The 26,646-nt window shown below is 70.0% G+C and carries 24 protein-coding genes; 9 read left to right on the top strand and 15 right to left on the bottom strand.

Features of this window, described 5'->3' with window-relative positions; all coding sequences use genetic code 11:
- Positions 1-72: 72 nt before the first annotated feature.
- Entirely contained in the window at positions 73-1,269 is a 1,197-nt protein-coding gene (locus ACWDRB_RS36180; RefSeq protein ID WP_449901423.1) for a CynX/NimT family MFS transporter, read from the bottom strand.
- Positions 1,270-1,382: 113 nt separating this feature from the next.
- On the opposite strand from ACWDRB_RS36180, the gene ACWDRB_RS36175 reads away from it, so the two are divergent.
- Positions 1,383-2,219: a helix-turn-helix transcriptional regulator gene (locus tag ACWDRB_RS36175; protein WP_449901420.1), complete on the top strand. Its 837-nt coding sequence runs from the start codon at positions 1,383-1,385 to the stop codon at positions 2,217-2,219.
- 455 nt (positions 2,220-2,674) lie between these two features.
- Here the strand turns inward: ACWDRB_RS36175 and ACWDRB_RS36170 are convergent, their stop codons facing one another.
- Positions 2,675-2,983, bottom strand: a complete 309-nt coding sequence (locus ACWDRB_RS36170; protein WP_449901454.1) for a TetR/AcrR family transcriptional regulator — start codon at positions 2,981-2,983, stop codon at positions 2,675-2,677.
- Between the two features lie 364 nt (positions 2,984-3,347).
- Here ACWDRB_RS36170 and ACWDRB_RS36165 point away from each other — a divergent pair, with 364 nt between their 5' ends.
- Positions 3,348-4,538: a MarP family serine protease gene (locus ACWDRB_RS36165; RefSeq protein WP_449901418.1), complete on the top strand. Its 1,191-nt coding sequence runs from the start codon at positions 3,348-3,350 to the stop codon at positions 4,536-4,538.
- Between the two features lie 88 nt (positions 4,539-4,626).
- Here ACWDRB_RS36165 and ACWDRB_RS36160 read toward each other — a convergent pair whose 3' ends face one another.
- Complete coding sequence (locus tag ACWDRB_RS36160; protein ID WP_449901415.1) at positions 4,627-4,773, bottom strand: zinc-binding dehydrogenase; 147 nt, start codon at positions 4,771-4,773, stop codon at positions 4,627-4,629.
- A 34-nt stretch (positions 4,774-4,807) separates the two neighbouring features.
- Entirely contained in the window at positions 4,808-5,221 is a 414-nt protein-coding gene (locus tag ACWDRB_RS36155) for a hypothetical protein (protein ID WP_449901411.1), read from the bottom strand.
- Positions 5,222-5,342: 121 nt separating this feature from the next.
- Here ACWDRB_RS36155 and ACWDRB_RS36150 point away from each other — a divergent pair, with 121 nt between their 5' ends.
- A complete protein-coding gene (locus ACWDRB_RS36150) occupies positions 5,343-5,627 on the top strand; it encodes a hypothetical protein (RefSeq protein ID WP_449901409.1) in 285 nt (94 codons plus the stop codon).
- 311 nt (positions 5,628-5,938) lie between these two features.
- Here ACWDRB_RS36150 and ACWDRB_RS36145 read toward each other — a convergent pair whose 3' ends face one another.
- Positions 5,939-6,406 (bottom strand): hypothetical protein, encoded by a 468-nt coding sequence (locus tag ACWDRB_RS36145; RefSeq protein ID WP_449901407.1) that lies wholly within the window; start codon positions 6,404-6,406, stop codon positions 5,939-5,941.
- Positions 6,396-7,589 carry a serpin family protein gene (locus ACWDRB_RS36140; RefSeq protein WP_449901405.1) on the bottom strand — a complete coding sequence of 398 codons (1,194 nt, stop codon included), beginning with the start codon at positions 7,587-7,589 and terminating at the stop codon, positions 6,396-6,398. Before ACWDRB_RS36140 ends, ACWDRB_RS36145 begins: the two co-directional genes overlap by 11 nt.
- Before the next feature lie 133 nt (positions 7,590-7,722).
- Here ACWDRB_RS36140 and ACWDRB_RS36135 point away from each other — a divergent pair, with 133 nt between their 5' ends.
- From ACWDRB_RS36135 to ACWDRB_RS36125, 3 genes are all read left to right on the top strand, one after another.
- Positions 7,723-8,331, top strand: coding sequence for a dihydrofolate reductase family protein (locus ACWDRB_RS36135; protein WP_449901403.1), 609 nt, complete (start codon positions 7,723-7,725; stop codon positions 8,329-8,331).
- A gap of 347 nt (positions 8,332-8,678) precedes the next feature.
- Positions 8,679-8,960: a hypothetical protein gene (locus tag ACWDRB_RS36130; protein ID WP_449901463.1), complete on the top strand. Its 282-nt coding sequence runs from the start codon at positions 8,679-8,681 to the stop codon at positions 8,958-8,960.
- Positions 8,897-9,367: a pentapeptide repeat-containing protein gene (locus ACWDRB_RS36125; RefSeq protein ID WP_449901452.1), complete on the top strand. Its 471-nt coding sequence runs from the start codon at positions 8,897-8,899 to the stop codon at positions 9,365-9,367. The genes ACWDRB_RS36130 and ACWDRB_RS36125 overlap by 64 nt, the downstream gene beginning before the upstream one ends.
- A 43-nt stretch (positions 9,368-9,410) precedes the next feature.
- On the opposite strand, the gene ACWDRB_RS36120 is transcribed toward ACWDRB_RS36125, so the two are convergent.
- On the bottom strand, positions 9,411-12,035 hold the full coding sequence (locus ACWDRB_RS36120) for a hypothetical protein (protein WP_449901400.1): 2,625 nt from the start codon (positions 12,033-12,035) through the stop codon (positions 9,411-9,413).
- A 120-nt stretch (positions 12,036-12,155) separates the two neighbouring features.
- On the opposite strand from ACWDRB_RS36120, the gene ACWDRB_RS36115 reads away from it, so the two are divergent.
- Positions 12,156-12,449 carry a hypothetical protein gene (locus tag ACWDRB_RS36115; RefSeq protein ID WP_449901397.1) on the top strand — a complete coding sequence of 98 codons (294 nt, stop codon included), beginning with the start codon at positions 12,156-12,158 and terminating at the stop codon, positions 12,447-12,449.
- Between the two features lie 55 nt (positions 12,450-12,504).
- On the opposite strand, the gene ACWDRB_RS36110 is transcribed toward ACWDRB_RS36115, so the two are convergent.
- Genes ACWDRB_RS36110 through ACWDRB_RS36095 form a run of 4 tightly spaced genes read right to left on the bottom strand, consistent with a single transcriptional unit; the run spans position 12,505 to position 16,157 of the window.
- A complete protein-coding gene (locus tag ACWDRB_RS36110) occupies positions 12,505-13,638 on the bottom strand; it encodes an NAD(P)/FAD-dependent oxidoreductase (protein WP_449901395.1) in 1,134 nt (377 codons plus the stop codon).
- 22 nt (positions 13,639-13,660) lie between these two features.
- Positions 13,661-14,425 (bottom strand): amino acid ABC transporter ATP-binding protein, encoded by a 765-nt coding sequence (locus ACWDRB_RS36105; RefSeq protein WP_449901392.1) that lies wholly within the window; start codon positions 14,423-14,425, stop codon positions 13,661-13,663.
- Positions 14,422-15,273, bottom strand: a complete 852-nt coding sequence (locus ACWDRB_RS36100) for an amino acid ABC transporter permease (RefSeq protein WP_355200056.1) — start codon at positions 15,271-15,273, stop codon at positions 14,422-14,424. The genes ACWDRB_RS36105 and ACWDRB_RS36100 overlap by 4 nt, the downstream gene beginning before the upstream one ends.
- On the bottom strand, positions 15,270-16,157 hold the full coding sequence (locus ACWDRB_RS36095) for an ABC transporter substrate-binding protein (protein WP_350731817.1): 888 nt from the start codon (positions 16,155-16,157) through the stop codon (positions 15,270-15,272). The genes ACWDRB_RS36100 and ACWDRB_RS36095 overlap by 4 nt, the downstream gene beginning before the upstream one ends.
- Before the next feature lie 233 nt (positions 16,158-16,390).
- On the opposite strand from ACWDRB_RS36095, the gene ACWDRB_RS36090 reads away from it, so the two are divergent.
- Complete coding sequence (locus ACWDRB_RS36090; RefSeq protein WP_363983332.1) at positions 16,391-17,317, top strand: LysR family transcriptional regulator; 927 nt, start codon at positions 16,391-16,393, stop codon at positions 17,315-17,317.
- A gap of 28 nt (positions 17,318-17,345) precedes the next feature.
- Here ACWDRB_RS36090 and ACWDRB_RS36085 read toward each other — a convergent pair whose 3' ends face one another.
- Complete coding sequence (locus ACWDRB_RS36085; RefSeq protein ID WP_449901388.1) at positions 17,346-18,344, bottom strand: ArsR/SmtB family transcription factor; 999 nt, start codon at positions 18,342-18,344, stop codon at positions 17,346-17,348.
- A 325-nt stretch (positions 18,345-18,669) separates the two neighbouring features.
- Here ACWDRB_RS36085 and ACWDRB_RS36080 point away from each other — a divergent pair, with 325 nt between their 5' ends.
- Complete coding sequence (locus ACWDRB_RS36080; RefSeq protein ID WP_449901386.1) at positions 18,670-22,596, top strand: DNRLRE domain-containing protein; 3,927 nt, start codon at positions 18,670-18,672, stop codon at positions 22,594-22,596.
- A gap of 98 nt (positions 22,597-22,694) precedes the next feature.
- Here ACWDRB_RS36080 and ACWDRB_RS36075 read toward each other — a convergent pair whose 3' ends face one another.
- The 3 genes from ACWDRB_RS36075 to ACWDRB_RS36065 all read right to left on the bottom strand — a co-directional run bounded on the left by ACWDRB_RS36075 (position 22,695) and on the right by ACWDRB_RS36065 (position 26,372).
- Positions 22,695-24,488, bottom strand: coding sequence for a DUF2264 domain-containing protein (locus ACWDRB_RS36075; protein ID WP_449901383.1), 1,794 nt, complete (start codon positions 24,486-24,488; stop codon positions 22,695-22,697).
- Between the two features lie 67 nt (positions 24,489-24,555).
- Positions 24,556-25,566 (bottom strand): LacI family DNA-binding transcriptional regulator, encoded by a 1,011-nt coding sequence (locus tag ACWDRB_RS36070; RefSeq protein WP_363983320.1) that lies wholly within the window; start codon positions 25,564-25,566, stop codon positions 24,556-24,558.
- A 29-nt stretch (positions 25,567-25,595) separates the two neighbouring features.
- On the bottom strand, positions 25,596-26,372 hold the full coding sequence (locus ACWDRB_RS36065; RefSeq protein ID WP_449901379.1) for a sugar phosphate isomerase/epimerase family protein: 777 nt from the start codon (positions 26,370-26,372) through the stop codon (positions 25,596-25,598).
- Positions 26,373-26,646: the final 274 nt, after the last annotated feature.

Raw genomic sequence — 26,646 nt, 5'->3', positions numbered from 1 at the left:
AATAGCCCGCGATCGCGCAGATGGGGTCACAGGGAGAAGAACGCAGGTGATGCCGTTGTGGACAAAACACTTTTACGGGCTTGTCGAATCGCCGGCGGCTGAACGTACCGTGCCCCCACCGGCCACCAGCGCGACGACCGTCTGGCCGGCGGCGGCCACGCACATCAACATGATCGGTGCTCGCCAGCCGGAGCTCATCGTGTGCAGCAGCCCGAAAACCACCGGCCCCGCGGCGGCCAGCAGGTAACCGATCGACTGCGCCATCGCCGACAACGCGCCCGCCACGCTCGCGTCCTGGGCGCGCAGGCTGATGAAGGCCAGCGCGAGCACGAGGCAGGCGCCGCCGCCCAACCCGAGGACGACACTCCACAGCAACGCCAGTCCCGGCGCCACGAAGAGTCCGAGGTAGCCGAGGAACATGACCGCCGAGCAGATCGTCGCCAGCGCGCGCTGGTTACGCGCCCACCGCATCGCGCCGGGCACCGCCAGGCTGGTCAGCACCGCGACCGCCTGGAACAGGAACAGCAGCCATCCCGCGGTGGCCGCGCTCATGCCGTTGTCCTGGAAAACCTGGGGCAGCCACGTCACGACGACATAGAAGCCCAGCGACTGCAGTCCCATGAACGCCGTGACCGCCCACGCCAGCCCGGAACCCCACGGCAACCGGTGTCCGCGAATCGCCTGCGCGGTACGCCGCGGAGCCCGCACCTGGGGAAACCACAGCAGGACGGCCACCAGCGCGAACAGGACCCAGCAACCCAACGCGGTGTACCAACCGCCGGGGGCGACCTCACTGATCGGCACCGCCACCCCGGACGCCACCGCGGCGACACCGCCCATCACGGTGGCATAGGCGCTGGTCAGCAGTCCCACCTTGGTGGGGAAATCGCGCTTTATGAGGCTCGGCAGCAGCACGTTGCCGACGGCGATGCCCGCCCCGATCAGCACGGTTCCGCCGAACAGACCGACCGCCGCCGGCACCCACCGGAGCGCGATCCCCAACGTCAGCACCACGAGCGCGGCACCGAGCAACTGCTCGGCTCCCCACCGCGCGGCCAGCCGGGGCACCAGTGGGGACAGCACCACGAACGTCAGCAACGGCAGCGTGTTCAGCAGGCCCGCCACGGCCGGGGCCAGACCCAGATCGGCCTGCACCTGATCCAGCAACGGCCCGACGCCGGTCAAGCTCGCCCGCAGGTTCGCGGCCACCACGAGCAGCCCCCACACCAGCAACGCCTGACCGGAACGCCGCGTCGACGTACTCTCCATGCACACCACGATCGAGCCGCACCGTGGCCGACAGCCAGACCGAGCTCAGGCTAGCCCCCGGAGGGTCACCCTCCGCACTGTGCGATCGCCGGGCGGCCCGGTAGCGTGTCGACGTGGGGACGCCACTGGGGAATTTCATCCGGGCCAAGCGCGACAGCATCCAGCCGGAATCCCGTGGGCTGCCGGACCGCGGCCGCCGCCGGTCACCGGGTCTGCGCCGGCTGGACCTCGCCACGTGGGCCGGCATCAGCGTCGAATACCTGACCCGCATCGAGCAGGGCCGCGACCGCAATCCGTCGCCGGCGGTCGTCAACGCCCTCGGCGACGCGCTGCGCCTCACCCCTTCGGAGCGCAACCACCTGCGCTACCTCGCGAAGATCACCGGCGACGAATGCTCCGTCCACATCCGGCCCGTGCCACCGTCCCGGCACGTGCGACCGTCCGTCCTGCGGACACTCCGCCTCCTCGAACCCGGCGTCGCCATCGTGACCAACCGGCTGGGCGACGTCCTCGCCCACACCGGCGGCTACGAGCTGGTCACCAGCGGCACCGGACTGCTCGACGCCGCCCATCCGAACCTCAACCGCTACCTGTTCACCGACCCCCGCGCCCGGACGTTCTTCGTCGACTGGGACGACATCGCGGACGAGCAGGCCTTCGACCTGTGGCAGGCGCCATCCCTCGAGAACCTCGAGTGGCTCACCGCGGAGCTCACACCCATCGCCGGGCCCGACTTCACCCGCCGCCTGAAGCGTCATGTGGTGCCGCGACGTGGCGTTCTCCGGCTCAACCACCCGGCCGGGCACCAGCTTCGGCTGCTTCGCGAGACGCTCGAACTGCCCGCGGAGGCCCAGCAACTCGTCGTCTTCCTCCCAGCCGACGACCAGACGGCCGAGGCCGTCGACCGACTCCGGCGCCGGTCCCACGGCCGGCTCCGGTCCATCTCGTGACACACCGCGAGCATTCGGATTCCCGTCAGCGCAGTGCCGCGATCATGATGAGGCCCCCACCGCGCGTACCGCACCCGTGGTGGCGCCATAGCACGCTCTCCATGCCCGCCTCTACCCGCTCCGATCCTCACGCCGTTGCCACCATGCCCAAGCGGAGTCGGGCGTTGGTGAGGATCGGCGGAGGTAGTACAGGTCGACGGGTAGGACCAGGGCATACAGATGCGGTCTGGCCCACGGAGGTAAGCCGACGAGAGCCCGTTGAAGTCGCCGGCGGGGCGCCTCGCCCGTGCACTCATCGCACTCGCACCTGCGGAAGAGGCGATCAGCGGTCCCCACCAGGGCCGCCTCGTGCCAGGCCACCAGGGCCGCCGCCACCGCGCCCGGCCACATGCGCGTGTGTTCGAGGGTGATCACCGCGGCCATGGGACGACGGCCGAGCCCAGGAACGTGATGGATCACAGCTCTGTGGGTCCCGCACGCCGATCCTCGCGTACGGACCTGGGAAGGGCGCCTACGCGGCATGGCCCTTTCTGATCGATGACATGGCCAGGATGGTCGCATGCGACGAGCGTGACGTCCAAGCCCGACGAGGTGTCTACGTGTGCGGAGTCGGCGTTCTCGAGGACGGCCACGAGGAGCGCGCTCTTGCTGGGGAAGTGATGGACGACGCTGGTCAGACTGAGGTCGAGCTGCTTGGCGATCTCCCGCAGCGACCCGCCCCGGTAACCGCCCCGGCTCCGGCCGAGCGCACTCTTGCCGGATATTGAGAAGCGGCGTGGTGGCCATGAACTCGCAACATCAACAATGAGTGATGGATCAACTCATTGCGTTTATGGTCGGCGCCGATCTCGCATGGCGCACAAAGGCGTGAAGTCGGGCCGATATCCGCCAGGATGAATGCCGTCCGGTCGGCGGGTGAAGAGAATGATGAGGTCTTCCAGCCGGGTCGGAGCGAAGGCGACGGTGGCTGCGCTGCGGAAATACGGAGCGATGCCCGCGATCGGTGTGAGCCCCGCCCGCCCTTCCCGCGGGTAGGGCGGAATCATCTTCAGGAAATCTGAAATTCCACATTCTGGCGAGATCGATCCGTGTCAAGCGCCAGAGCTCATGTTGTGCTTACCTTTGTCTGTGCCCGGCGATCTACTCGACCTCATTTTGCTGACCCTGCTCATCCTCTCCGGCATCTCCGGTTATCGCCAGGGATTCATCGTCGGGGCCGCGAGCTTCGTCGGCTTCGTGGGCGGATGCGTGCTCGGGATCTACATCGCGCCACCTGTGGCGGGCTTGGTCGTGGACGGGGATGTCCCGGAATCCATGCTGGCGATCATCATCGTGTTCCTGACCGCGATGATCTTCCAGTTCGGTACGTCCACTGTCGGCGCGGTGATCCGCTCCTACCTGCGGCACGAGCCGGGCAGGATGCTGGACGCGCTGGGCGGCACACTCGTCTCCGGTTTATCGGTGCTGGTCATCGCCTGGCTCGTCGGCAGCGTGCTGGTGTCCAGCTCGTTGACCACCATCGTGGAGCAGATCCGCGGCTCACTGATCCTGGGGACGGTGGACCAGGCGATACCCCAGGCGGCACGTGACTGGCAGAAACCGTTCAAGCGGTTCATCGACCGATCCGATTTCCCGCCGGTGCTGGACGCGATCGCCGGCCAGCCGACCGTGAATGTCCCGCCGCCGGACGCGGAGGTGCTCGACAGCGCCGGCCTGCGAGCGGCGCGGACAGGCATCGTTCAGGTGCAGGGAGTGGCTCGCTCCTGCAACAAGCAGATCACCGGCACCGGATTCGTGTACGCGCCCGATCACATCATGACCAACGCGCACGTGGTCGCCGGGGTCGACAGCGAGTTGGTCGTCATCGATCACACCGGCCGATCGCACCCCGCGGTGGTGGTCCACTACGACCCGCAGCGGGACGTGGCGGTGCTGTATACGCTCAACCTCGGGTTGCCGTACCTGACCTTCGAGGCCGAGGCGGACAAGGGCGATGACGCCGTCATCGCCGGGTATCCCAAGAACCAGGGGTTCACCACACAGCCGGCCCGGGTCGCGGCACGGCAGCGGGCTCCTGTCCCCGACATCTACCGGGTCACCAAGGTGACGCGGGAGATGTATCTCATCCGGGGCAAGGTCCAGCAAGGCAATTCGGGCGGCCCCCTGTTGAGCCCCGACGGCCGGGTGCTGGGCGTGGTCTTCGCCGCCGTCGTCAGCGCGGACGACACCGGGTACGTGCTCACCGCCTCCGAGGTCGCCTCCGACGCCCGCCGCGCCGCCGGCGCCACCCAGCCCGTCAGCACTCAGGCCTGCGACTGACGCGGGTTGTGTCGCGGTCAGATCCCCTCGCCGGACGGCCCACACTGTCGCGCGGCGGTGGCCGGTGCGTTCGCTCGGACGGCGCCGGTCACGCCTTGAGGATGATCTTGCCGCGCGTGTGGCGCTTCTCCAGCTCGCGAAAGGCGTCCTGGACCCGCTCCAGCGGATAAGTGGCGGCGATCGACCATCTGAGCCTGCTCCGCGTGCTCGGCCACGACGACTTCGTGCCCGCCACCCCTGCCCGCCGCTGACACCGTACGAGGCGCGGATTACCCGGCGTCGAGCTGGTGGTCGGCCCAGACGTAGGTTTCGGGGAGCAAATCGGTGATGAGGACCGTTCGGATGCGGTCGTCCTTGCCGACGATGACCTTGAGGGCGGGGAAGTAGTCGAGGAGGACCTGACGGCAGCGGCCGCACGGGGGGACGACGCCCCGGTCGCGATCGCCCACGGCGACGATGGTGTCCAGCTCGTAGGCGCCCTGGGCGGCTGCCGCGCCGATGAGGACCAGCTCGGCGCAGGGTCCTCCCGTGAAGTGGTAGGCGTTCACGGCGGTGATGATCCGGCCGTCCCGGGCACGGGCCGCGGCTGCCATGGTGTGGTTGTCACCCCGGCAGCGAGTGCGGGCGACGTGCGCCGCGGCCTCGATGAGTTCGTGGTCGACGTGGTGGGGCTGCGTGGTCATCTTCTCTGCTGTTCCAGGTCCTGAATGTGGCATTCATTACCGGCCCGTGGCTTCACAGGGCCCATGGCGGGGGTAGTTCCTCCCTCGTGGGGCGATCATGGGCTCCAGGAGGAGGTCGACGATGTACGCAATGGTACGGCGGTACGAGGGGGTAACCGATCCCGCCGAGGCCGGGCGCCTGGTGAATGAGGAGTTCGTGCCACTCATCCGCCCGATCCCCGGGTTCGTGGCCTACTTCTGGGTTGACGCCGGGGATGGGGTGATGCTTTCCACCAGCGTCTTCGAAGATCAGGCTGGAGCCGAAGCATCAACCGAGAGGGCCGCGGACTTCGTGCGGGAGCGCATGGTCTCCCTGCTTCCCAACCCTCCTCAGGTCACGGCCGGTGAGGTTGTGGCGTCCGGGTAGAGGGCCACCCGGATTGCCGCCGCGTCAACGTCGGCGTCTGGGAAAGGGTAGGAAACTTTCTCCCCATTGCCGCTCGTCATCGCGAATAGACGCCGAACTGGGGGCGGAAATGCGCGGAGACGGCGACCGTCAGCGACGAGGGCAAGGGCGGGAGCGGGCGAGGGCGCGGGTCGAGGAGATCGCTGGCTCGCCCCCTTCTCCTGGCCGGCCCTGATCATCGGCGTGCTCTATGCCGGCCTGCTGTTCGTGGTCGGCCTCGCGACCTATGCGGTGATCACTCGCTACCGGCCTCGGGACCACGGCGAACCCGTTCACCGGACGTTCCTGCTCGTCGGCGCGCTCTTCGAGGCGGTCCGGCTCGCGCTGGTGACGCTGCTGCACGCCGACGTCGACGAGGCCGTATGGCTGGCCCTCGGGTACGAGCTGACCGGCGCTTTCACCGGCTTGGCCATGGGCACGCTGGCCGTCATCCTCAGCCACACCGACCCCCTGGCCAAGGACGCCCCCGAGCGCTTCCCCCTGGGGATGAGGCTCGTCAAGACCGCGTCGTCGATCGCGACCCAGGTCGGGTTCACCCTGCTTCTGGCCTGGAGCCCGTGGCTCGTGTTCGTCACCGCCCCGGCGGCGGTGGCCGGAGTGTGGCTCGGCGACAAGCAAGGCCGGGCCGGTGTCATGGGGCAGTTGGGCGTGCTGGGGATCGGGGTGGCCGTCACCGTGCCGGGCTGGTCCTGTTCGCACGCCTCGGTTGACGGCGGCCGCTCGGCTCCTTCAGTCTCCAATGCTGCTCAGATTCTGGGGTTCGGCGACCCAGCCGGCGGTCAGGATGAGGCGGCTTCGGCGGTCGACCGTGAGGAATCCGAAGGGATGGCTGAAGTCGAGGTCGATGTGTCTGACGCGGTAGGGAGGTGGTGGGGCGATTCCGCCTCCGACGGCGCCGAGGGCGGTTACGGCGGCGGCCTCGAAGCCGGTGGCTTGGAAGGTGGCGACGGCGTCCTGCCGGGCCTGGGTGACGGCGAGCGGTTGGGCGCTGATGCCGGGGAAGTGCCCGCGGGTCACGTCGGTCACCGTTGCCAGGCCGAAGACCTCGGGCAGGTCCAGGAGGTCGTGCGTGGAGGCGATGGTGAAGCGCGGGACCGTGACGTTCAGGACGTCGTCGGGGGTGTGGTCGCGGACGTTGCGGACGGTCAATCCGGGGCCCGGGCTGCCCGCACGCAGGAGGCCGGCTGGGGTGGTGGGGTGGCGTCCGGCCAGTACGTCGATGCCGGCGGTGAGGACATGGCCGGGTTTCATCGATTCGTCACCGAGGACGAGGTGGACGTCGATTCCGCCCGTGCCCATGACGCGGAGCATGGTCAGCGGGCCGGCGGGGGTGTCGGCGACTCTGGCGCGGTCGAGTACGCGGGTCCTACGGCATAGGACGTGGATCTCACGTCCGGCCCACGGGCCGTACTCGAACAGGTCGATGCCGTCGGTGAACGGGCGTAGCCAGGTGGTGCGGACGGTCAGCGCCATGGCCAGGACGAGGAGCACGCGGTCGGTCAGCTGGAGGGGCATGGCGGGGATGAGCCCGCCGGTCTGCTCCTGGGCCCAGGCGTCGAGCCGGAGCTGGTCCGCGGCGGGGTCCGAGGTCAGCTCGCCGTACATGCCTTCGGGAAGCGTCGCGATCCAGGCCGGATGCAGTGGCACGTCCGGCCGGGACCACAGGCCCAGTGCCGACCGGATCACCGTGGACCTGTCCATGATCGACAGTACGGCTCGGGCCGCCTGGGACGCGGTGGCGGCGTCCATCCCGACGGCATCCTGCAGTTCTGTGCGGCCTCGTCCCTCGGCGGCCGATGCCAGGTGGGCCAGCAGCGGCCAGGCCCCTGCGCCGGCCATCACGACCGATCCACCCGAACAGGTCTGCACCCACCGGGCGGTTAATGCGTTCACCGCGGTCACCGAGTCTTGCTGCCAGTTCATGGAGGTGACCGTACAGGGACCGAACTCCCGTTCCGAAGGGAGACCTTAAGAGATCCGTAAGGTGATTCCGCGAGGCTACAGAACATCAGAGCGGCTGAGCCGGACGGCTCCGCCCCTTCCTTGGAGGAACATCATGAGGACGATCGCTGCAAGCCTGTTCATCTCGCTCGACGGGGTCGTCGAGGAGCCGGCACAGTGGCACTTCCCGTACTTCAACGACGAGATGGGCGCCGCCGTGACGGCGCAGATGGCCGACACCCTGCTCCTGGGCCGCAAGACCTATGACAGCTTCGCCGGAGCGTGGCCGGAGCGGGAGGCCGAGGGCGGCGAGGACGCGGGCTTCGCGAAGACGCTCGGCGACGCGCGGAAGATCGTCGTGTCGCGCCAGCCCCTGGAGTTCAGCTGGCGGAACTCCGAGCTGCTCCAGGGCGACCTGGTCGAGGCCGTGACCGCGTTGAAGAACGAGCAGGGCGGCCGCATCGCCGTCAGCGGCTCGGTGTCGGTGGTCCGCCAGCTCCTGGCCGCGGGGCTGCTGGACGAACTGCACCTGCTGGTGCACCCGATCGCCGTCCGCAAGGGTGAGCGCCTGTTCGACGAGGGGGAGAGCTCCATCCCGCTGGAACTGATCAAGTCGGAGACGTTCGCGACGGGCGTGCTGTACCTGGTCTACCGGCCCGCCGGGGCGAGCGGTGACGCCTCCTACGACGACGCCAAGGCCCACCTGTCCCAGGGCGAGCAGTAGACGCGAGAGTACAGGGGCATGCCGGCCGATGAGGTGTAGCTGTGCGGCCGAGGTCCATGGAGAACTCGGCCGGCACGACCTCACACAGGTCCAGCTGTGTTGAGGTCGGCGGCGAAGTGTCATAGTCGTACTGCTTCTCCCAGGAGTGAAGCCACGGAGGGCTGTCGAACCGCAGAGGTCAGTGACGATCGGAGAGCCGCCGCGCAGATGAAGAAGTCATTCAGAGGCCTTGGCGGCGGCAGGATCGAAGATCACACACCTCCGCTCCCCGGACACCCCGTGCGAACGGACAAGATCGCACGCGTCGGCCCCTCCTGACCGCCCTGCTCCAGGGCGTCGGTGGCCTGGTGCTGCTGATCGGCGCTTATCTCACCTGGCGCCAGCTACAGCTCAGCCGTCACGGGCAGGCGACCGAGTCCTTCGCCGCCGCCATAGCGCATCTGGGCGACCCGAGCGTGGACGTCCGCCTCGGCGGCATCTACGCCCTGGAACGCATCTCCCGCTCCTCCACGGCCGACCGCCGGACCATCGGGGAGATCCTCTCCGCGTTCGTCGGCAACCGAGCCTGCGAGCCGCAACGCGACGCCCGGCACGCGCGTCACGCCGCCACGGCGTCGGAGCCGACCTGACCCGCGCGGATCTCAGCGGGGTACGACTGGCGGGGGCGGTCCTTGCTGACGCGATCCTCTACCAGGCCGACCTGCGCGACGTGGTCCTGACCGGAGTCATCGCCGAAGGCATCGACCTCCGGGGCACCGATCTGACCAGGGCCGACCTGCGGAACGCGAACCTGCGCGGCGCTCGCCTGGACTACGCCGACCTCCGTGGCGCCACGCTGACCGGCGCCGTCCTGACCGGTGCTTCGCTGAAACGCGTGGTCTTCGACGAGACCACCGCCTGGCCCGACGGCTTCGACACCTCCCGGATCAGACCCGCACGGATACGCTCGCTCCCGCCTGTCCGTATCAGGGACTACGAAGAGCTCGCTGTCCGGCCGGCGCCCGTCAAGACCGACTCGCCGGCCGAAGCCGAGTAGGCCCCATCAGCGGGCAGGGGCTAAGCCGGCGTCCGCCCGGGTGTCACCAGGGGTCGACGTCGACGCCGGTGGTGACGATTCGCAGGGCCGTGGAGGCGACCCACGGGCGGTCGTGAGAGCTGATGCCGCCGTGGGACGGCATCGGCAGCTCGGGGAGCAGGGCGAGCACCGCGCTCAGGTGGCGGCATTCAGCGGCTTGGACGGCGAGCGTGACGGTCGGGCCGTGGCGGCGTCCCGGGGGCATGCGGAGCAGCTCGGCACGCGCCTGCGCGAGGGCCTCGACGTCCGCGCCGCCGGGCCCGGCCGGGCGGCCGTGGGCGGCGTTGCGTTCCGCGATCGGCACGGCCTCCTCCACCCAGCAGTTGTAGCGCTCACCCCAGTCCACGAGCATGCGCGGCAGGCCGTGCTCGACGAGGAGCCGCTGCGCGCCCCAGCCCTGGAACCAGCCGTCACCGGACCGGAGCAACTCCTCGGCGAGCTCCACCTTGCCCTTGCGCAGCAGGTACCCCAGGAACGGGATGCCGACGTCGTCGCCGGCCGCGCCGCTGCCCTCGGCGAGCAGTGCGCGCGCCTCATCCTCGCGGCCGCATTCCATCAGTGCCCGGACGACCGGGAGGCTGTGGTCCCAGCCGCCGTCGTTCTCGCGGACCTTCTCCCGGGCCCGGTCGAACCACGCGTCGGCCTGTGCGCCGTCGCCCAGCAGCGCATGGACGGCGCCCATGGAGCCCGCCGTCGAGGCGGACTCACCCCACATTCCGTCGGTACGGCTGAAGACGGAACGCGCGTCGCCCTTCAGCCCCGAGGCCGCGAGCATCATCGCCACCTTGGCGGCGACGCGTGGCCGGCGGTGTTCGGGCAACGTCCCGATCAGCTCCAGCGCCCCGGCCGTCTCCCCGCGCAGCGCCCTGAGCACGGCCGCGGAGTGGAGCGCCTCGCCGGCCCAGGTGTTGCGGCGGTTGACCCCGTACTCCACGACCGCCTCCCGGAAGGCGCGGAAAAGGTCGTCGACGGTGGCGGTGTCGAGCGGCGGCCACTCCTGAGGGCCCGGGTCCGTCATCGTCCGGCCCCGGAAGGGCTCCAAGTACTCGTACAGCGGTTCGGGCACGCGTTCGGCCGCGGCGGGCGCGTCGGGGACGACCTCCAGCTCACCCCAGTGCACGGGCCAGGCGAACCGCCGGGCGGGCGCCCACGCGAGGGCCGCGGCCAGGTCGTCGTCGCGTCCGGGAGGGGCGATCACGACTCCGGGCAGCAGGGCGACGGCCCAGGTCTCGTCGTCCAGCGCGAACGTGGGGTTCGGCTCGGGGTACATGTCCTCCCCGAAGTCCTCGTCGTCGAGCATCAGGGGACGTGGCGCGGACGGCTGCCGCAGCAACCTGAAGTCGCCGATCACCTCGCCGGAGTCCGCGCGCAGGAACCGCAGCACCGTCGTGCCCAGCACCACGAGCACGCCGTCGGCGCCCCAGTGCACCCCCGTGGCCTCGGCGGGCGCGTCGAAGGAGCGCAGCCGTTCGCCTCCCTCGTCACCGAGCGACCAGATCTCGACGCGGCCCTCGGCGCTCAGGCACGCGGCCCGCTCGCCGTCCGGCTCCCAGGCCCAGGGGCGTACGTCCAGGTCGTAACTCGGCGACCGCAGCGGGACGTCGAGGTCGTAGCGGTGCTGCCCGGTTCTGTCCACGATGCCGACGCGCGAACCGCATTCGACGATCGCCAGGCGCGTCCCCCACGACATGAACGTCACCTCGGCGTACCCGGGCCCCTCGGACACCCGCCGGCCGGTGAGCGCGTCGGCGATCACCAGGCGGCCGTCGTGGTGAAAGGCGAGGAGGCTTTCGTCGGGGCTCCATTCGCCGGACGGCCACTTGTAGTTGCGGTCGCCCTCGGTCATCCACGTGACGCGGCCCGACGCGGCGTCGATCGAGCAGATCCGCCCGTCGTGCAGGTTCCCGTAGAGCCGCCGGCCGTCCCGCGACCAGACGACCCGGTCCAGGACGAACCGGGCGCGGTCCGACAGCGGTTCGATCCTGGGGTCGTCCGGCCAGACCTCCCCGCCGTCCAGCGGGACGACGGCGCCGTGAGCGCGCGCGTCGGCCTCCTGAAGGACGTAGGCGCGCACACCGTCGGGCGCCAGAGCGAACGGGTCCGGGCGTCCCGAGTAGGTGAGGCGAGCGGTTCCGACGGGTTCGTTCTTCTCGCCGAACGGGTCCCAGACGCCCACGTTGTTCGACCGGTAGGCCATGGCGAGGCGCGAATCGTCCGCCGACCACTGGATGACCTCGCCGTAGCCGGGCCAGCCGATCCCGCCCTCGATCCAGTCGATGACGTTGACGCACCGCCCGGTGGTCACCTCCCAGATCTGCAGGGTGGCTCCGCGGTCGTAGTCGTCGCCCCCGAAGTCGCCCACCGCCAGATACCGGCCGGACGGGCTGAGCGCCTGCGCGGTGATCTCGACCTGGTGGACGTCCGGATGGCGTAGCAGCGCGCCGTGCTCCCGGATCCGCTCGGTCGCGTACCGGTGCGCGTCGACGACACCGTGGCGTCGCTCCAGCTCGACGAGTGCGGCGCGCAGCGGGACAAGGTCGTGTTCCGGGACGAACGCGGTCCAGTCCGCGGCCCGCAGCTCCGCCTCAAAAGCCTCAGGTCCGGTCTCGGGCGAGTCGGGGATCTTCATGCCCAGTGATCGTACGACCGCGGGCGCGTCGAAGGAGGGTGAACGCGTCCTCGTCGGCGCATGGAACGGGATGGAACGCCCATCGGGTGTAGACCCACCGACGAGCCATGAGGAGCTCCCATGTCGTACCTGATGAAAAAGCTGCTGGTCGCGGCGGCGCTGGTCACCGCGACCGTCACTGCGACCACCACCGCGGCCACCGCCCAGAGCGGCGCGCTGTTCGACGGCTTCGGCAAAGGAGCCGTGGAGGACACGGCGCTCGCCAACGCGGAGAGCGCCGCCAGGCAGAACGCGCTCGACCACGGGTTCACGGCGTGCGACGTGTTCGAGTCGGTGGTCTCCCAGGATGCGCGGACGCACGTGTTCTTCGCGTTGGTCACGGTCCGCTGCGACGACGAGGCCGTGCTGGGATGATCCCGGTGACGGACACCCCCGAGGCCGCACACTGCGCATGCGGCCTCGGGCGGGGTCAGCGGGTGGTCATGAGGGTCAGGCTCTCGTCCTGTACGGAGGCCGTGACGCCGCGGGTGATGCGGTATCCGGCGAGGCCGGGGCCGTCACCGTCGATGATCTCCTGAGCCGCGAGCCGGCCGAGCTCGGGCGCCAGGTTGACGCCGCTGTGGGTGACGAGGTGGTAGAGGCCGGGGACCTCGGGGTGCGTGCCCGCCAGCGGCAGGCCGTCCGCCGGCACGGGCCGGACGCCGAGGCGTACGCCGGCCAGCCGTGCGGCGCGCAGCGCGGGAAGGACCCGCTGGCCGCCGGCGTGCAACCGTTCGGCCAGGGCGTCGTCGCTCTGGCCGGGCAGCAGCGCGTCCACGGGCCAGGAGATGGAGCAGATCCGGTCCCCGGGGGCGGGGCGCAGGTCAACCTCGGGCGTGGCCAGGATGGCGTCGAGCCGCAGGCCGGGGACCGGCGTGCTCTCTCCCACCAGCCCGGGGATCCGGGTCATGGGCAGGTCGGTGCCGGCCAGGGCCGCGATGCGGTCGGCGTCCGGGCCGGTGCAGTTGACCACCCAGTCGGCCTCCCAGCGCCGCCTGCCGGTCTCGACACCGGTGACGGCGTCGCCGTCGCGGATCAGCGCCTGTGCCCGCAGGCCGTACCTGATGTCGGCGCCGAGCGTGGCGGCGCGATCGAGCAGGCGCTGCACGAAGAGCGGGGCGTCGTACCACGCGCTCTGGTCGTGGACCACGAGCTCGCTCGCCGTGCACGCCGCCGGGTCGACGGCGGGGGCGAGTTCGCGCAGCTCGGACGGGTCGGCGATGCGGCAGGGGTGCCCCCACGACTTGAGGCGGACGGCCCGCTCCCTGAGCCCCCGCCGGCTCTCCTCGCTGTCGCCCCACTGGATGGCGGGCATGGGGTGCCGCCACGACGGGCCTTCGAGCTCTTCGGCCAAAGTGGCGTGCAGGGCTGCGCTGGCGCGGTTGAGCTCGTAGTAGGCGCGCGGGGTCTTCAGATGGGTGACGTCCATGGAAAAGGTCGCGCTGGAGGTCCCTGCGGCGGGGCCGCCGGCCTCGATGACGACGACCTGAGCCCCTGCGGCGGCCAGGTGGTAGGCGACGGAGGCACCGAGCACTCCGGCGCCGAGAACGATGACGCGGGACACGTGGATATCTTTCCTTCGGGAGTCAGAGGACCTTGCTGAGGAATGCCCGGGTGCGCTCGTGCCGGGGCTCGCCGAGCACGGCGCCGGGCGGCCCGGACTCCACGACGACCCCGTCGTCCATGAAGACGATGGTGTCGCACACCTCGCGGGCGAATCCCATCTCGTGGGTGACGATGATCATCGTCATGCCGTCCTCGCGTACGAGGTCGCGCATGACGTCCAGGACCTCGCCCACGAGCTCCGGGTCGAGGGCCGAGGTCGGCTCGTCGAACAGCATGAGGTCGGGCCGCATCGCCAGGGCGCGGGCGATGGCGACGCGCTGCTGCTGGCCGCCGGACAGCTGGTCGGGGCGGCTGTTCGCCTTGTCGGCCAGCCCCACCCTGGTCAGCAGGGCGTGGGCGCGCTCGCGTACCCCGGCCTTCGGCTCCTTCTTGACCATGATCGGCGCCATCATGATGTTCTCGAGCGCTGTCATGTGCGGGAAGAGGTTGAAGCGCTGGAAGACCATCCCGATGTCCACCCGCTGGGCGGCGATCGCCTTGTCCGGCAGCTCGTAGACCTTCCCGTCGCGCTCCTCGTAGCCGATCAGGTGGTCGCGGAAGTAGAGGCGGCCGGCGTCGATGCGTTCGAGGTGGTTGATGCAGCGCAGGAAGGTGGACTTGCCGGACCCCGACGGGCCGATCACGGCCAGCACCTCTCCCTCCGCGACCTCCAGATCGATGCCCTTGAGTACGTCGAGCGCTCCGAACCGCTTGTGCACGCCTTCCGCGCGGATGAGGGTCGTCATCGGCTGAACCTGCGTTCGATGTAGTGCTGCCCGGCGTTCAGGACGGTCGTGGCCACCAGATACCAGAAGCACGCGACCGTGAGCAGGGCGACCTGCTGGAAGTTCCTGGAGTAGATGCCCTGGATCGAGGTCAGGAGCTCCGGTACGGCGATGGCGAAGACGAGGGAGGTGGTCTTGAGCATGGAGACCACCTGGTTGCCCGTCGGCGGGATGATGACCCGCATGGCCTGCGGAAGAATGATCTTGCGCAGGGTCTGGAAGCGGGTCAGGCCCAGGGCATGGGCCGCCTCCGTCTGACCGTGGTCGACGGAGGTCATGCCGGCCCGCACGATCTCGGCCATGTAGGCCGCCTCGTGCAGGCCGAGGCCCAGCACCGCCGCGGTGAGCTGGGTGATGATCAGGTTGGTGTCGACCTCGAAGAACGTCGGCCCCCAGGGCACGCCGAGCCCGATCTTCGGCACCACCGCGGACAGGAAGTACCAGAACAGCAGCTGCACCAGCAGCGGCACGCCGCGGAAGACCCAGATGTAGAACGCGCTCAGCGCCGCCAGCAACGGGTTGGGCGACATGCGCAGCACGGCCAGCACGATGCCGCCCGCGACGCCGACGAGCATGGCGAGCAGCGTGAGCAGCAGCGTGGTGCCGAGCCCGCTCAGGACCGCGGGGGAGAAGAGGTACTCGCCGACCACCTTCCACTCCATGCGCGGGTTGGCCACCCAGCCCTGCAGCAGGAAGATCACCAGGAAGCCGAGGACGGCCGCGCTCACCCAGCGCCCCGGATGGCGGAGCGGGACGGCCTGGATCCGCTCCCGTGGAGCCGGGGGAGCGGTCTGCCCGGTCGTGGTCACGACTCGCCGCCGTTGAGCACGGCCTTGTCGAGGGCGCCTGACGACATCTTCCACTTGTCGAGGATCTTGGCGTAGGAGCCGTTCTCCATCAGCTTCTGCAGCGCCTGCTGCACGGCCTTGGAGAGGTTCTGGTCCTCCTTGTTGACGAGGATCCCGTACGGCAGGAAGCGGTAGGGCTCGCCCACCTGCTTCATCCGGCCGCCGGACTGCTCGGCCTGGTAGGTGATGGTGGGCGTGCCGCCGATGAAGGCGTTGGCCCGGCCGGTGGAGACGGCCTGCAGACAGCCGACCGTGTCGGGGAACACCAGCACCTGGACCGCCGGCTTGCCCGCGTCCGTGCACTTCTTCTTCTGCTGCTCGGCGTCGTCGGCCTGGGCGGTGCCCTGCTCGACGGCCGCCGTCTTCCCGCAGAGGTCGTCGAGCGACTTGATCGCCTGGGCGTCCTTCTCCTGGACCAGGAGCGAGCTGCTGGTCTTGAAGTAGTCGACGAAGGTGACCTTCTCGCGGCGTTCCGGCTTGTCGAGCATCGCCTGGATGGCCAGGTCGTAGCGGCGTGCCTGCACACCGGCGATGAGGCTGTCGAAGCTGGCCTGGCTGAACGTCACCTCGACGCCGAGCACCTGGCCGATGGCCTTCATCAGCTCGGGTTCGAGGCCGATGACCGACTTGTTGTCAGTGTCGAGGAAGACCAGCGGCGGGTAGTTGTGACCAGCGGCCACGTTGAGCGTGCCGCTCTTCTTGATCTTGTCGGGCAGCAGGTCGTGCAGTTCCTGATTCTTCTGCTGTGCCGGGGCGGCCGCCTGGGAGGCGCCGCCTCCGGAACAAGCTGTCAGGGACAGGAGTCCCGCCAGGCCGAATGCGGCGGCTGCTTGGGTGAACCGCATCGCGCAGGACACCACCTCTCGCGCTTGGTACTACTACGTTCCGTAAACACCAATATTGGGGGTCCGTTTGGATACGACAAGGTAAGCGAGCATGCGCATTGGTGCACATCCTGTTCACTCCTCCTTATCCTCTTTCTCATCCGCCCCAGGTAGCCGCCCAGGTGATCGATCGCCTGGCCTCAAGATGGTCCGCGGTCTGGTGATGCTTATCGCCGGACTGTTAAGTTGAGCCGATGCTTACTCCCGCCCAGCTTCAGGCGATCCGTGAGGTGGTCGCCACCGGTTCGCTCCGGACCGCCGCCAAGCGCCTCGGGTTCACCCCGTCGGCCATCTCGCAGCAGGTCTCCTCGCTGGAGCGGACCCTGGGCGTCCAGCTGTTCGAGCGCCTGCCGCGCAGCATCCGGCCCACCGCGGCGGGGGCCGAGCTGGCCCGCAAGGCCGCCCGGCTGCTGGCCGACCTCGAGGCGGCGGAGGAGGAGATGCGTTCCTTCGCCACCACCCACCGGGGCAGGCTGCGGCTCGGCAGCTTCTGGTCCGCCGGGTTCCGGCTGGTGCCCGCCGTGCTGGCCGAGTTCCTGCGCGACCGGCCCAACGTGGACATCCGCTACGAGGAAGGCGATCCGCACCGGACCATTCCCGCCGTCAACGAGGGGCGGCTCGACCTGGCCGTGGTCTTCGAGTACGGCATGGTGCCGCACAACTGGCCGAAGGACCTGACCATGACGTTGATCATGGAGGAGCCGCTCTACGTGCTCGTGCCGACCGGTCACCGGCTGGCCGCCCGCAAGCGCATCCAGTTCGGCGAGCTGTCAGCCGAACGGTGGATCTCCTACACCGAGGGGATGGACGCCTCGCTCAACCTGTCGCACATCTGCGCGGCCAGCGGCTTCGACCCCGACGTGCTGTTCCGAACCAACGACTACAACCTGCCCTTCGAGCTCGTACGCAAGGGGCTGGGGGTGGCGATCGTGCCGGAGCTGGCGATGATCGAGTCGCGCGAGGTGTGCGTGTTCCGGCTCGGCGACCCCTCCCAGGTCCGCAGGGTCTTCACCGTGTGCCGCGCCACCGACCCCAACCCCCTGCTCGGTCACGCGACGAGCATGCTCATCAACGCCGCCGAATCCCTGCACCAGCGCGCGGACCTCCCCATCGCCGTGTGAGCCCGCCGCTGCCCGCATGGCACACCCTTCAGGCGATCAGGCCGGGGTGGTGATTGTTGAGGAGTGCGGTGCCCAGGTCGGTGACGGTGTGGATGACTGCTTGGCCCAGGCGGTGGCTGGTCACCAGGCCGGCCTGGCGAAGTGTGGTGGCCTGGCGGCTGGCGGTCGAGCCGGGAATGTCCAGCTGACGCGCGAGCTCGCCGGTGGTGCAGTCACCGTGGGCTATGGTCTCGAGCACCTGGGCCCGGGTGGGGCCGAGCAGGCTCGTCAGCGTCGGACGCCGGTCGGTCGCGTCGCCGTGCGCCCAGGTGGGGTCGTGTTCGATCGGATAGACCAGCACCGGGGGCAGCTCGGGATCGCGCAGGGTGATCGGCGTCTGCCTGCAGAAGAACGAGGGCTGCAGCACCAGGCCCCGGCCGTTGAGATGGATGTCGTGGTCGGCCGGATAGGCGAGCTCCAGCGTCGGGAAGCTCCACCGCGCCGACGGGTGGAGCGTGGCGAACACCGCCTCCCAGCCGCCTTCGAAGAGCACTCGTGCGCGGCGGGCGCGTTCCTGGGCGACCTGCGCGCGGATCCGTGGCCAGTACGGCGACAAGCATGCTTCGAAGTAGGCCTCGGCCGCGTCGGCGACGGCGCCCAGCGTCTGCGAGCCGCCCTCGGCGAGGTGGCCGACCCACCCGGGCAACCGCCTGCCGGGATGGCGCCAGGACAACTCGGTCAGGTCGAGATGTAGCCGCTCACGTGTGGTTCGGCGCAGGGCCTCGGTTCCCGCCGCCATCGAGCCCGGCTCGGTGCGCGGGGTGAGGAAGTCGACGGTATAGCCTCGCGCGGGCGCGAGGGTCGTCAGTATCCGGGTCGCCGCGGGCGCCCTCGCCAGCGCCTCCTTCTTCCACTGACTGAAGACGATCGTCCGCTCCCGGCGGCGCAACCTGTAGAGGCTGAGCATCACCTCCCACATGGCGTCGCACCCGGGGGCGATGCGCGTTCGCGCGAGATCCTCGCCCGTGAAATGGATTCTCAGCGCCATGGATCCTCCGATCGACGTGCCCCGTTCGGCATGTGCACTCCGACGGAAGCACCTACTTCGACGGCGATCAGCGCGGTCAAGTTCGCCGGTGCCCCGGCCGCGCGGTGTCCGGTCCCTCGCGCAGGGCTTCTTCCAGGACATTTGCGCTGTGATGGAACGATCTTCGCCTGGGCCGGAGCCGCGCTGAAAATGATGGCTGGTCTGTGACCGCCGCCCTTCTCCGGGGCGCGAATGTCCGGCTTTCCGGCCCAGAGGCGTGCCGGTGACGGACGGGGCGGCGGCCGGCGACGACAGCCTGTGACGGCTGTGACGAGGAGGTAACACGGTGAAACGATCACGGGGGACAGGCGGTCTCTTAGCCGGTCACCGCGCGGTGGGTGAGCGGCGCGGGGGCGCGCTCGGCGGCCTGGTGGCCCTGATGGTCGCCGCGTCCTTGGCCGGACCGGTTTCCGGGGGCTCGGCCGCGGTGGCCGACGACGGGAGCCCTCCGGCCGACCGGGTGGCCGCCGCGCGATCGGCGAAGACACAGGGCACGCGGGTGGAGGTGGAGAGCGAGAAGAGCGACAGCTCCTCGCTCTGGGCCAACCCTGACGGCACGTTCACGCTGGAAACCTTCCCCGGCCCGGTACGGGTGAAGGACGGCGGCGAGTGGCGCCCCATCGACACGTCCCTGGTGCGTGACGGCGAGGCGGGACTGCGGCCGAAGGCCGTGGCATCGGACGTCCGCCTGTCCGACGGCGGCCTGGAGCCCTTTGCCGAGGTGCGGGGCGCGGATCGCTCGTTCGCGGTCTCGTGGGGCAAGGCTCTGCCGTCGCCGCAGATCAAGGGGGACACGGCGACCTACGAGAACGTGGTGCCCGGCGGTGACCTCACCGTGAGGGCGTTGCCGAACGGATTCAGCCATTCGATCGTCTTGCACCGGCGTCCGACGGGACCGCTGGAGTTCACGCTGCCGGTGGTCACGAAAGGCCTGAGGCTTTCCAAGGCCGCCGATCACGGCCTGAACCTTCAGGATGGTGCCGGCAAGGTGCTGGCGTCGGCTCCGGCCCCGCGAATGTGGGACTCCACGACCGACGAGCGCTCCGGCGAGCCCGTTCATCAGGCCGCCATCGAGACGACGGTGCGGCAGAGCGGCGACGGTGCGGTGCTGGTGCTGAAGCCGGACCCGAGGTTTCTTTCGGACCCGGCGGTGAAGTACCCCGTCACCGTGGACCCCACGAGCACGCTCACCGTGGAGACCGACACCTGGGTGCAGAGCGACATCCCCGATTCGCAGCGCGGCTCGACCGAGTTGAAAGCGGGCACGTACGACGGCTCCCACATCGCCCGCTCGTACCTGAAGTTCCGGCACATCGAGGACCTGCGCGGCACCCAGATCGTGGACACGGACCTGCGGCTGTGGACGTTCTGGTCATCGGTGTGCGTGGACCCCAGCGCGGGGGTGCAGGCACGCCGGATCACGGCGGCCTGGGATCCGGACACCATCAAGTACGGCTCGGAGCCGGCCACGACGACCAGCGGCGCGGTGATCACGAAGACCGCGCACGGGGCGGCGAGCTGCCCCCAGGACTTCATGCATTGGGACACCGACGCCATCGTGCAGGCATGGGCCGACGGCCAGCCGGACTACGGCATCCAGTTGCGCGGGGCGGACGAGAAGGACGCCTCGACCTGGCGCCGGTACTACTCCTCGAACTACGTCTCCGGCGCCCAAGGGGAGAAGGAACCCGCGCTCAGCGTCACCTTCACCTACAAGATCGGCACCCCTTCAGGGCTCGACATCGCGCCCAGAGCCTCCTCCGACCCGGCGGTCAACACCGTCGCGAGCCTCACGCCCACGCTGTCGGCCAAGGCGACCGATCCCGCCGGAGCGCCGCTGAACTACACGTTCGAAGTCACCAAGGCCGGCAGCAGTGACGTGGTCGCCACGGGAGGCCCCAAGGCGGTGGCCTCCGGTGCCACCGCGACCTGGACGCCGCCGGCGGGCGCCCTGCTGAACCCCGGGTCGTACCGGTTCCGCGTCAGGGTGACGAGCCTGACCGGAGCGAGTGGCTGGTCGTCGTGGACACCGTTCGCGACGGACGTGCCCAAGGTGCCCACCGGCCTTGCCACCGGCGTGAGCGACCCGTCAGCCGTCGTGCTGTCGGGCGTGCTCCTGCGGCCCTCGGGAGAGCCGCTCACCGCCAGGTTCTACCTCTACGACAGTGCCGGCGCCGTCGTGGGACCGAGCCCGGCGGGGTCCAGCACCGTTCAGGGCGGGCAGCGCGCCGCCCTGAAGGTCTCCTCCGACCTCATCACGCCCGGCGCCGTCTACAAGTGGCAGATGGAAGCGTGTGTCGGCTCCGCCTGCAGCGCCCGTACTGCCCCGGTCACCTTCACAGCTCCGCGACCGACGGCGGACAAACCCACTCGATCCACCACCCTCGGCGCCGGCGTACTCGCCATACGGGGTGCCAAGACGGCTTCCGACGCCTGTGACGGGCACGCCTGCCCGCTCGAGAAGGCCGCCGTGTTCCACGTGGGAGGCGGCCTGATCTCCACGTTCAAGGCGGACCTCACCGCGATCCCGGCGGGTGCGGAGATCGCCTCGGCAACGCTCGATCTCGGAACCCCCACATGTGCCGCCACGTGCCCCGCCAGCCTCAAGGTGTCGGCGTACGAACTGGCCGACGGCCTCGCCGCCGACGCGTCGGGGGCAGAGGTCTCCTCCAAGCTGCTGGACGAGCCGTTCGCCGAGGTGGACCTGGCCAACCCGAAGATCGACATCTCCGGGTCCGTACAGGGAGACCGTCAGGACGGTCAGGGCTTCGCGGAGCTCGCGCTGCGAACCACCGATCCCGCGGCACCGGAGGCGACCTTCGGCTCCGCCGGCGTGAGCGTCCCCTTGACCATCACCGTCACCTACGTCCCGCCGGGCGCGCCGGGAACCCTGCAGAACGTCAGCGTGCGGCCAGGTGACGGCGGAGCGCTCGTCACCTGGGGGCCGCCGTCCGACTCGACCGGTGACACGCGCATCACAGGGTTCGACCTGGACGTTCTCGACAGCGCGGGAACCGTCGTCAAGACACTGACGCCGTCCGAACCGAGGGCCGTCGTCACCGGGCTGGCCAACGGATCGGCGTACGTCTTCCGGGTACGCGCCGAGAACGAACAAGGCAGCGGCGCCTGGAGCACCACCGCGGCCGTGAAACCGCAGGCCGTTCCCGATGGGCAGGAATACCTCGACGCTGTCACGCAATATCTGGACAGCCGGGAGGGCATCGTCGAGGGACGTTTCGCGGGCGCCTCCGACGCGATCGGCAAACATGATCAGGGCAATCGGTTCGAGTCGCTGCTCCAGGCGGACGAGCAAGCGCTCGTGGTGGCGAAATCCGAGGCTGACGCCGACGGCGGGGCTCAGGAAAGCTCGACGACCACACTGAGCAACACCCTCGTCTCTTTGTCGGCCGACGGCAGGACCGCGACCGTCCGCGCGACCGTGCACCAGTCCCGGCTCCGGCGTGACCCGACCGGGGAGAAGACCACGGAAGAAGAGGAGAACGACGCGGACTATTCCTTCAATGTCGTCGTGGCAGGCCAGAGCCAGCATCCGGACGGCTCCTCCGACGGTCTCACCGGTCAGGCGGACGGCGATTCGGTCGACTCCCAGGTCTACCCCGACGGGTCGGCCACGGCGGACATGAACGAAGACGCGACCGTGCCCGAACCCGGCGATGCCCCGGCGGACACCGTCTCGGCCGACTACGTGAACCAGTCCGGCATCGCCGGCTGGGCCAGGAGGAACTGGAACAGCCACCAGGAGTACGACAACTTCTGGCACCGCGGCGGCGACTGCACCAATTTCGCCTCCAAGGCGCTGCGATTCGGCGGAGGCGTCCTGGAGATCCGGAACTACGGGTCAACGGCGAAGCAGAAACGCGAGAACCCGAACAACTGGTTCTGGGCAGCCCCCGTCGGCAAGGACTCGAACACCTTCGTCATCGTCACGAAGAGCATGAGCCACATGGCCAACCGCCACCGGATCCAATGGCGCTCCACATTCTCGGACGTGCGCGTCGGCGACATCATGTACTGGGACTTCGATCCGCAGAACCACAACGGGGTCGACCATATGTCGATCGTCACGAAGAAGACGTCCTCCAGCGAAAGAGGGATCTTCTACACCGCGCACAGCACCAAGAAGCTAGACAAGAGGGTCTCCGACGTGAAGGAGAGAGGCTGGCGGATCGGTTACGCGAGGGTGGTCTTGTGACGCGATCAGGAAGCGGTACGGCAAACCCGGCGTGCCTCTGCCGGTGAGCCGCCGGACAGCGGGCGACCTGGCGGGCCGCCCGCTGTCCGGCATCAAGATCACGGCCGCGGCGCCGGGCCGAGCAGCGGCTCGATCGAGTCCCAGGCGGGAGGCGCCGGCCACTCGCTCCCCTCCGCCGCCTCCAGGCCGATGACCGCGCAGGCCAGCAGGTGTTCGCCGGGCGGCAGCTCGCCCGTCAGCGTGGGGATCGTGGTGCGCGGGGCGAACACGTTGGTGCCGGGCAGGGGCGTGACCAGGGCGCCCTCTCGCCCGCCGGACAGGTCCTCGATCACGCACAGGCCGTTCGGCGAGTCGAGCCGGGCCCACCCACTCCCGGTCTCCACTCGGGTAGGCGGCCGGTCCCGGTCGACCGCGAAGGCGCCCTCGGCCGTGCGCAGCGCCCGTCCGGTCCTGATCCGGTGCACCCGTACGTGCCACGGGGGCAGCGCCACCAGCCAGGTCTCGATCTCCACGTCGTCCCAGGGCTTCCAGTGCGCGTGCAGCACGCCGTCGGAGGCGGAGACGTCGTACGGCAGCTCGCACGGCCGCCAGTGCTCGCCGTCCTCGCTGAGCGCCAGCGTGCTGTCGAAGGCGCCCTGTTCGAGCCCCAGCGTCCCGGCGGGCACGCTGAAGCCGAAACGCGTGGAGTAGGCGAACTTGGCGTACTTGGCCGCGCCGTGCCGCATCCACGGAGCGTGCTGCCCCGCGCTCAGCAGCACCACGTGCCGCCCCTCCTCGCAGCGCAGCAGCGCCACGCCCGCCTCCGGCTGGGTGCTGACCTCGGGCAGCGGCGGCGCGTCGGCCTCCTTCGCGGCCCAGAACGGGTGCTCCGCGGGCAGGGCGAGCGGCAGGAACGCCTTCATGGCCCAGTACGGCGAGCCGGGCGCGTTGTACTGCTCGGCCAGGTGCGGCTGGGGATAGCCGTAGCCGATGGTGAGCAGCCCGGCGGTGTCGCGGATGGGCCGGCCGCCCCACCAGCGCACGTTCCGCAGCAGGTGGCCCTTGGTCACCTCCCACGGCAGCGCCTCGACCCCGGCGAAGGCCAGCGCCCCCCAGAACGCCGACTGCGCGAAGCGGTAGGTCAGGCTCCTGCCGAACGGGACCGCGACCCCCTCGCTGGTGAACCAGTGCTGGAAGTCATGGGCGAACACCGCGGCCCGCTCGCGGAAGCGCCCGGCCCTGGCCGGGTCGTCGCCGAGCGCCGCGTAGATGAGGCCGTAGTAGTGCATGGCGAACGGGATGTAGTAGTCGCGCTGCCACTTGGGCCCGTCGGAGTACCACCCGCGCCCGAGGTCGAACTCCTCCAGCCGGTCGAGCCTGGCCGTGTTGGCCTCGCGGTCGTGGGCGACCCCGACGCGGTCGAGCCCGAGCCCCACCATGACCGGGAAGAACAGCCAGTTGTTGTCGTTGGGCTCCACGGTGACCGCGTGCCGCAGCCAGGCGGCCACCGTGTCGCGCTGCGGGCCGGTCAGCGGGTCCCAGACCTGCTCGGGGGCCAGGGCGAGCGCCAGGCCGATGGCGGCGGTCTCGACCAGTCGCTGGTTGCGGTCGAAGGCGGCGCCCCAGTAGTCGGGGTGCTCGGGGTCGGTCCCGGCGGCCAGCCCGGCGCGCCAGAGCTCCCAGTGGTCGAACGCCCCGCCGCCGGCCGCCAGGGGCGCCAGCCCCCACAGCGGCCGAGCGAACGCTTCCAGCTCGGAGGCGGCCCGGTCGTAGTGCGCCGTGTTGAACCCCAGCCGCAGCCGCCCCCCGCCCGCGCTGAATCTGGTGGTCAGTGGTGCGACCAGGTCCAGGACCTGCCGCTGCAGATCGTCTCGGTCGCTGCCAGGCCGCCCTGCGCGGTCGTCGGTGTCCACGGGTTCTCTCTCCTCCGCTGGGAAAGCGCTTTCAGAAAGACAGGGTTCCCGCCGCCGGCCGCACTTGTCAACAGTGGGGCGGCGCCGTGCTGTCGCGGACGTGCAACTCCATCGGCAGGTACACCGGCTCCCCGTCGTGCCCCTCGGTCATGAGGGCCTCCAGCATCTCGGCCGCCTGCCTGCCGAGCTGACCGCGCGGCACCGACACCGTGGTCAGGCTCGTGTGCGCCACGTGGTCCAGCGCGATGTCGTCGAACCCGACCACCGACAGGTCCTCGGGAACCCGTACCCCGAGCTCGCGCATCCGGGTCACCGCCCCCAGCGCCACCAGGTCGTTGTAGGTGGTGAGCGCGGTGGCGCCGGTGCCGGCCACTTCGGCGGCGGCGTCGTACCCGGAGCGGCTGGTGGACCCGCACGGCAGGATCGTGACGGAGATGCCGAACGCCTTGGCCGCCTCCAGCGCCCTGATCCGCTCGGCGTTGGCCCAGGACACCTCGGGCCCGCTCAGGTAGGCGACCCGGCGGTGGCCCAGCTGCGCCAGGTGGCCGCAGATCAGCATCATCCCGCCGAAGAAGTCGGCGGAGACCGCGGGCGCGGCGATGCCGGGGACGATCCGGTCGAGCAGGACGAGCGGGTGGTCCCGGGCGGTCAGCACGACCAGGTCCGAGCGCTCCAGGCGGGAGGAGCAGAGCAGCACCCCGTCGCAGCTGCGCATCAGGTCCGCGACCAGGTCGTGCTCGATCGAGGGGTCGTCGTCCGACTCCATGACCATGACGCGCCGCCCGTGGGAGCGGGCGACGGCCGAGACCGCCTTGAGCACGTCGGGGAAGTAGGGGTTGGCCAGGTTGGGGACCAGCACGCCGATGGTGCCCCACTCCCCGCGGGCCAGCCCCTGCGCCGCGGCGTTGGGCCGGTAGCCCAGCTGCCTGACCGCGTCGTGGACGCGCGCCGCCAGCGAGGGGGCGACCTTGGCCGTGCCGTTGAGCACGCGGGAGACCGTCGAGGCCGACACCCCCGCCGCCGCCCCGACGTCGCTGATCGTCACCCGGGCCGAGCGGCCCTGCCGCAGATTACGCACCCGCTCCTCCTCCCCCCGTGGAGCGCCCGTCAGCCGAGCAGCCCGCGTAGATGATCAAGATCCCGCCGTACGGCCGCCGCCGGGTCGGCCGCCGGGTAGTGGACGTGCAGCGACAGCACTCCGGTGTAGCCGCGTGCGCGCAGCCCGGGGACGATCTCCGGCCAGGGGACCACGCCTCCGTCCGCGAACGGTTGCCACTCGCACACCCAGCCGTCCGCGGTGGACCGCCAGACGGCGTTCTTCACTCCCATGCAGGCCATCCGATCGCCCAGCAGGTCGACGTTGAGCGCCCATGCCTCGCTGCCCTCCTTGGCCTGGTTGCCGGGGTCGGCGTAGAAGCGCACGTCGTCCAGGTCGCCGGCGAGTGCGAGGGCGAGCGAGGCGGATGGATGGATCGTACCGTGATGCAACTGGACCGCCAGCCGCACGCCGTGCCGGGCCGCGACGGCGGCCAGGCGGGACAGCGCGGCCCTGGACTCCGCCAGCTGACGGCGGTATCCGGCGGCGGGGTCGTAGCGGAAGAAGCCCACCCGCATGAGGGGGACGCCGCTCTCGCCGCAGGCCGCGATGATCCGTTCGGCGTCCGCGTCGGCGTCGAGCAGGTCGGTGGTGACGACGTCGAGGGTGAGCCCGCGGCGCTCGAGCTCGGCGGCGACGACGGCGATGCCACCCGGGTCGGCGGGGCTGACCGTCTGCCCCTCCCGCACGAGGAGATCGACCCCCTCGGCGCCCACCGAGGCCACGGTCTCGGCCAGCCGGGCGGGGTCGATCGGGCCGAAGGGCTTGGTGAAGGCGAGCAGGCGCACACGTACTCCCGAAGTTCTGAAAGCGCTTGTAGAGATTTTTCCGGCGCGCCGAGCTCATGATCTTATCGGCGCGCGCCGCCGAGAAGTGCCAGGAAAACCAGCATATGTCTGGCGGTACGGGTCGTCGACGGACAGGTGTCATGACCGAGCATCGATCTGAAACCGCTTTCTCACAAGTCTTGAATCGGCCTGTGACCGGGGTTACTCTCGGACCCACCTCTCGGGCAAGCGCTTACCCGATGCCCGACACCCCTCTGACCTCCGTCTCTCGGGA

The sequence above is a fragment of the Nonomuraea sp. NPDC003707 genome, assembly GCF_053587055.1.
This window is presented reverse-complemented; position numbering and strand designations above follow the sequence as displayed.